General features: G+C 71.8%; 5 protein-coding genes and 1 riboswitch. Of the genes, 2 read left to right on the top strand and 3 right to left on the bottom strand.

What is annotated here, in order from left to right:
* Positions 1 to 66: 66 nt before the first annotated feature.
* The 3 genes from SSBG_RS16325 to thrC form a co-directional block, all read right to left on the bottom strand.
* Positions 67 to 270, bottom strand: coding sequence for a cold-shock protein (locus SSBG_RS16325; protein ID WP_008747198.1), 204 nt, complete (start codon positions 268 to 270; stop codon positions 67 to 69).
* A 483-nt stretch (positions 271 to 753) separates the two neighbouring features.
* Positions 754 to 1,032, bottom strand: a complete 279-nt coding sequence (locus SSBG_RS16320; RefSeq protein ID WP_008747197.1) for a MoaD/ThiS family protein — start codon at positions 1,030 to 1,032, stop codon at positions 754 to 756.
* 47 nt (positions 1,033 to 1,079) lie between these two features.
* Positions 1,080 to 2,375: a threonine synthase gene (gene thrC, locus SSBG_RS16315; RefSeq protein WP_008747196.1), complete on the bottom strand. Its 1,296-nt coding sequence runs from the start codon at positions 2,373 to 2,375 to the stop codon at positions 1,080 to 1,082.
* 14 nt (positions 2,376 to 2,389) lie between these two features.
* Positions 2,390 to 2,545: riboswitch (SAM riboswitch) on the bottom strand.
* Positions 2,546 to 2,765: 220 nt separating this feature from the next.
* Between thrC and SSBG_RS16310 the strand changes: the two genes are divergently transcribed.
* On the top strand, positions 2,766 to 3,716 hold the full coding sequence (locus SSBG_RS16310) for a glucosyl-3-phosphoglycerate synthase (protein WP_008747195.1): 951 nt from the start codon (positions 2,766 to 2,768) through the stop codon (positions 3,714 to 3,716).
* A 188-nt stretch (positions 3,717 to 3,904) separates the two neighbouring features.
* Positions 3,905 to 5,308, top strand: a 1,404-nt coding sequence (locus SSBG_RS16305; RefSeq protein ID WP_008747194.1) for an alpha,alpha-trehalose-phosphate synthase (UDP-forming), incomplete at its 3' end; no start/stop codon positions are given.

Below are 5,308 nucleotides of genomic sequence, written 5' to 3'. Positions count from 1 at the left end.
CCTCGCCCGTGCTCGTCGTGTCGTGCCGTACGCGACCGCGGGGCCGCGTACCGGTCGGAGCGCTGTTCAGGCGGCAGCGCGGACCATGTCCGCCTGCGGGCCCTTCTGGCCCTGCGAGATCTCGAACTCGACCCGCTGACCCTCCTCCAGGGTGCGGTAACCGTCCATCTGGATCGCGCTGTAGTGGACGAATACATCCGCACCACCGTCGACCGCGATGAAGCCGTAACCCTTCTCCGCGTTGAACCACTTGACGGTGCCCTGAGCCATGCCTAACTCCCCTATTACTGGCCCTTGCACAGGAACGCACTTCGCGCACCCGGGTCAGACCTCACCCCCGCGGGATTCTTTGGGGGCGTGCGCCGGAACGCGTCGACCGCCGCTGAATGTATCTGCCCAACTGCCGTCCGCAACAGGTCAGTCGGACGAGAAATCGGCCCGGCGCGCATCCTGACAAGGCCGGAGAATTCACGGGAGGTCGGGACACGTCGGGCCCGGCAAAAGGAACGTAAAGCCACAAAGGGGCGGCGCGGAAAGCGGAATTGATTGCCGGACTTCCGACGGATGCGTACGAGGCGCGGGGGATTACTGGAACCGCCGTGAAGAAAGGGGCGAAGCAATACCCAGACTCTACTCCTGCGAATCCCATGGAATTGCCCCCTCCGCATGTGGTGCGGAGGGGGCAGGAGTGAGGCGAGGGGTTCGGGCGGGACGGAGCCGCCCGGCGCGGGCCCAGCGGCAGCCCGCGCGGGCTCAGCAGCCGCCGGCGACCGCCGGGATGATCGAGATGCCGGTGCCGTCCGGCGTGGCCGTGTCCAGGCCCTGCTCGAAGCGGATGTCGTCGTCGTTGACGTAGAGGTTGACGAAACGGCGGAGCTTGCCGTCGTCGTCCAGGACGCGGGCGGAGATGCCGTTGTGGTGGCGCTCCAGGTCGGCGAGGACCTCGGCGACGGTGGCGCCCTCGGCGGGCACCTCGGCCTGGCCGCCGGTGTAGGTGCGCAGGATGGTCGGAATACGTACGGAAACACTCATGGCATGGCCTTTCTCGGGCAGCGCGGGACGTGCGGAGGGGAGGGCGCTCAGCCCGCGAGACCCGCGGCGCGGAAGGCGTCCAGGTCGGGGCGGATGGTCGCGGTGGGCCCGGTGGTCGGGGCGACCGCGTCGAGGGTCTTGAGGCCGTCGCCGGTGTTGAGGACGACGGTCGTCAGGGCGGGGTCGAGCTGCCCGTTCTCGATGAGCTTGCGCGTGACACCGACCGTGACGCCGCCCGCGGTCTCGGCGAAGATGCCCTCGGTGCGCGCGAGGAGCTTGATCGCGTCCACGACCTGCTCGTCGTCCACGTCCTCGACGGCGCCGCCGGTGCGGCGGGCGATGTCGAGCACGTAGGGGCCGTCGGCCGGGTTGCCGATCGCGAGGGACTTCGCGATCGTCTTCGGCTTCTGGGGGCGTACGACGTCCTGGCCGGCCTTGTAGGCGGTCGAGACCGGCGAGCAGCCCTCGGCCTGCGCGCCGAAAATCTTGTACGGCTTGTCCGCGACGAGACCGAGCGCGATCAGTTCCTTGAGGCCCTTGTCGATCTTCGTGAGCTGCGAACCGGAGGCGACCGGGATGACGATCTGGTCGGGGATCTCCCAGCCGAGCTGTTCGCAGATCTCGTAGGCGAGGGTCTTCGAGCCCTCGCCGTAGTACGGGCGCAGGTTGACGTTGACGAAGCCCCAGCCCTCGCCGAGCGGGTCGCCGATCAGCTCGGAGCAGAAGCGGTTCACGTCGTCGTAGGTGCCCTCGATGCCGACGAGTTCGCCGCCGTAGACGGCGGCCATGACGACCTTGCCCTGCTCCAGGTCGTGCGGGATGAAGACGCAGGAGCGGAAGCCGGCGCGGGCGGCGGCGGCGCCGACGGCGCCCGCGAGGTTGCCCGTGGAGGAGCAGGAGAGGGTCGTGAAGCCGAAGGCGCGGGCGGCCTCGACGGCGATCGCGACGACGCGGTCCTTGAAGGAGTGCGTCGGGTTCCCGGAGTCGTCCTTGACGTAGAGGCCGCCGGTGACGCCGAGTTCCTTGGCGAGCCGGTCCGCCTTCACGAGTTGCGTGAGACCGGGGTTGGTGTTCGGGTGGCTCGCCACGTCGGCGGGCACGGGGAGCAACGGCGCGTAACGCCAGATGTTCTTGGGCCCGGCCTCGATCGCGCGGCGCAGTCCCTCGACATCGCCGGAGGGCAGCTCGTAGGCGACCTCGAGGGGGCCGAAACAGCTCTCGCAGGCGAAGACAGGGCCGAGCGGAAAGCGCTCGCCGCACTCGCGGCAGGAGAGCGCGACGGCGGGGCCGAGGTCGACGGCGGAGGTGGTGTTCTGCGGGGTTTCGGCGGCTTGCACAGCCATGGGGAGGCCCTTTCTCCTCATCTTCCTCGCGGCGCATCTCACCGCGAGACGGAATTGGCACCTTCCCGAGCCAGGGCCTTCGGTGGCGGTATCGGTGAACCGCGCGGAGACTGGCTGGAGGGTTGCCGGGGCTTCAACGGGCCGTTTCCCTCTGCCCCTCTGGATGAGCGTTGTGGCACCCGGGCTTCGGGCCCGGGGCGTTTGTGACACAAGGTGACAGCGCACCCCGACATGGGATGGTCACCCGCGTTGTTCAAGACTGTAACCGAAGCCCTGGATCGTGGAGAGAGCCGTCCGCACGCCGAGATGAAGGTCTCACCGGCGCCCTCCGCAAGGGGCGGCAGTCGAAGGGCCCCCTACCGGGCCCGCACGCACGAGGGGACAGACGCCGTGATCGAAGAGGTGGAACGCTGGCTGGAGCGCCGCTCCTGGACCGCGAACGACTGGCCCGTGGAACGGCTCGCCGCGCTCAAACGCGTCACGGGGACCTCGGTCGCCGTCGTGCTGCCCGCGCTGGACGAGGAGGCGACGGTCGGCGCGATCGTGGACGTCATCCGCCGTGATCTCGTCGAGGCGGTCCCCCTCGTCGACGAGCTCGTCGTCCTCGACTCGGGCTCGACGGACCGCACCGCCGAGGTCGCGCGCGCGGCCGGGGCGCGTGTCGTGCACCGGGACGCCGTGCTGCCGCGCCTGCCGGCCCTGCCGGGCAAGGGCGAGGTGCTGTGGCGCTCGCTGCTCGCGACGGACAGCGACGTGATCTGTTTCGTGGACGCGGACCTCAAGGACTTCCGGTCCGCGTTCGTGACCGGCATCCTGGGCCCGCTCCTCGCCGAGCGGGACGTGCACCTCGTGAAGGCGATGTACGACCGCCCGCTGGGCTCCGAGCCGGGCCAGGGCGGCCGGGTCACCGAGCTGATGGCGCGCCCGCTGCTCAATCTGCACTGGCCGCTGCTCTCCGGCTTCGTGCAGCCGCTGGGCGGCGAGTACGCGGCCCGCCGCTCGCTCCTGGAACAACTGCCGTTCCCGGTGGGGTACGGGGTCGAGCTGGGGCTGCTCGTGGACGCGCTGCACACGGTGGGTCTGGACGCGCTCGGGCAGGTGGACGTCGGGGTGCGGGTGCACCGCCACCAGGACGGGCAGGCGCTCGGCCGCATGGCGGCGACGATCTACCGCACGGCGCAGGTACGGCTCGCGCGCGGCCATCTCGTCCGGCCCGAGCTGACCCAGTTCGACCGGCTGCCCGAGGGCGGCTTCACGGCGCACACGCACCCCGTGGACACGGAGGAACGGCCGCCGATGCGGGAGATCCCCGAGTACACGGAGCGGCGGGCGGCGGCCTGAGGCGGGCCGCGCGGGACGCCCGGGCTCGGGACACCGGTGCGCGAGCCGCGCGGGGAGGCGCGCGGGCGCGCGTTCCCGGCGGTGGGCGCGTGCGCGGGGGCGCGGCGGAACACGGTGACCGGGGGCGGATGCCGCCTCCCGCGCGGTTCGTACGTTTGAGCCCATGATCCCGAGGCGAGGAATGCACCATGTCTACTGACGACCCCAACCGCCCCACGGGCACCGCCGCCGGTGCCGCCGTCCTGCTCGCCTCCAACCGCGGGCCCGTCTCGTACGCGTTCGGCGCGCACGGCGAGCTGACGGCCAGGCGTGGCGGCGGGGGGCTCGTGTCGGGGCTCTCGGCGATCGGGCCCGAGGTCGACGCGGTGTGGGTGTGCGCGGCGCTGAGCGACGCGGACCGCGCGGCGGCGCGCCGCTCGGGCGGCGAGCTGGACGCGGCGGACACGGGCGGACGGCGGGTCCACATGCTGGGCCTCGATCCGCGCACGCAGCACGAGGCGTACAACGACATCGCCAACTCCGTGCTGTGGTTCGCCCACCACATGCTGTGGCAGACGCCGCTGGAGCCCGCCTTCGGCCCGGAGTTCCGGGCGCGCTGGGCCTCGTTCGAGTCGTACAACCGCGCGTTCGCCGAGGCGCTCGCGGCGCAGGCGGCGCAGGGTGCGGCGGTGCTCGTGCAGGACTACCACCTCGTGCTCGTGCCGGGGATGCTGCGCGCGCTGCGCCCCGATCTGCGCATCGCGCACTTCTCGCACACGCCGTGGGCGCCGCTCGACTACTACCGGCTGCTGCCGGACGACGTGGCGGAGCAGGTGCTGCGCGGCATTCTCGGCGCGGATCACGCGGGTTTCCTCACCCGCCGCTGGGCGGACGCCTTCACGGCCTGCGCGGACGCGCTCGTGGGCGGTACGGGGCGCACCGAGGTCGCGGTGCACGGCCTGGGCGCGGACGCCGACTTCCTGCGCTCGCGCGCGGGGCAGGCGGACGTGGACGAGCGGATCGCCGCGCTGCGCGAGGAGATCGGGGGCGAGGGGCGGCGCACGATCGTGCGGGTGGACCGTACGGAGCTGTCGAAGAACATCGTGCGCGGGCTGCACGCGTACCGGCGCCTGCTGACGGACCGTCCCGACTGGCGCGGCCGGGTCGTGCACCTCGCCTTCGCGTACCCCTCCCGGCAGGACCTGGAGGTGTACCGGGCGTACACGGCCGAGGTGGAGCGGGTCGCGCAGGAGATCAACGACGCGTTCGGGACGGCGGAGTGGACGCCGGTCCTCCTCAAGGTGGACGACGACTTCCCGCGCTCGCTGGCCGCGTACCGTCTCGCGGACGTCGCGCTGGTCAACCCGATCCGGGACGGGATGAACCTGGTGGCGAAGGAGGTCCCGGTCGTCTCGGACGCGGGTGTGGCGCTCGTGCTGTCGCGGGAGGCGGGGGCGTACGAGGAACTGGGCGCGGACGCCGTGGTGGTGAACCCGTACGACGTCTCGGCGACGGCCGAGGCCCTGCACACGGCGCTCACCCAGGACGCGGAGACCCGCGCGGCCCGCACGAAGCGCCTCGCGGAGGCGGCGACGGCGCTGCCGCCCGGCCGG

Origin of the sequence: Streptomyces sp. SPB074, assembly GCF_000154905.1 — a bacterium.
Classification (GTDB): Bacteria; Actinomycetota; Actinomycetes; order Streptomycetales; family Streptomycetaceae; genus Streptomyces.
Note: the sequence above shows the minus strand (reverse complement) of the source record. Positions and strands in the feature narration are given on the sequence as shown.

Bases quoted from the DNA above. Each gene is read 5' to 3' on its own strand.
- SSBG_RS16325 (WP_008747198.1), bottom strand. From the start codon at position 270: ATGGCTCAGGGCACCGTCAAGTGGTTCAACGCGGAGAAGGGTTACGGC.
- SSBG_RS16320 (WP_008747197.1), bottom strand. From the start codon at position 1,032: ATGAGTGTTTCCGTACGTATTCCGACCATCCTGCGCACCTACACCGGC.
- thrC (WP_008747196.1), bottom strand. From the start codon at position 2,375: ATGGCTGTGCAAGCCGCCGAAACCCCGCAGAACACCACCTCCGCCGTC.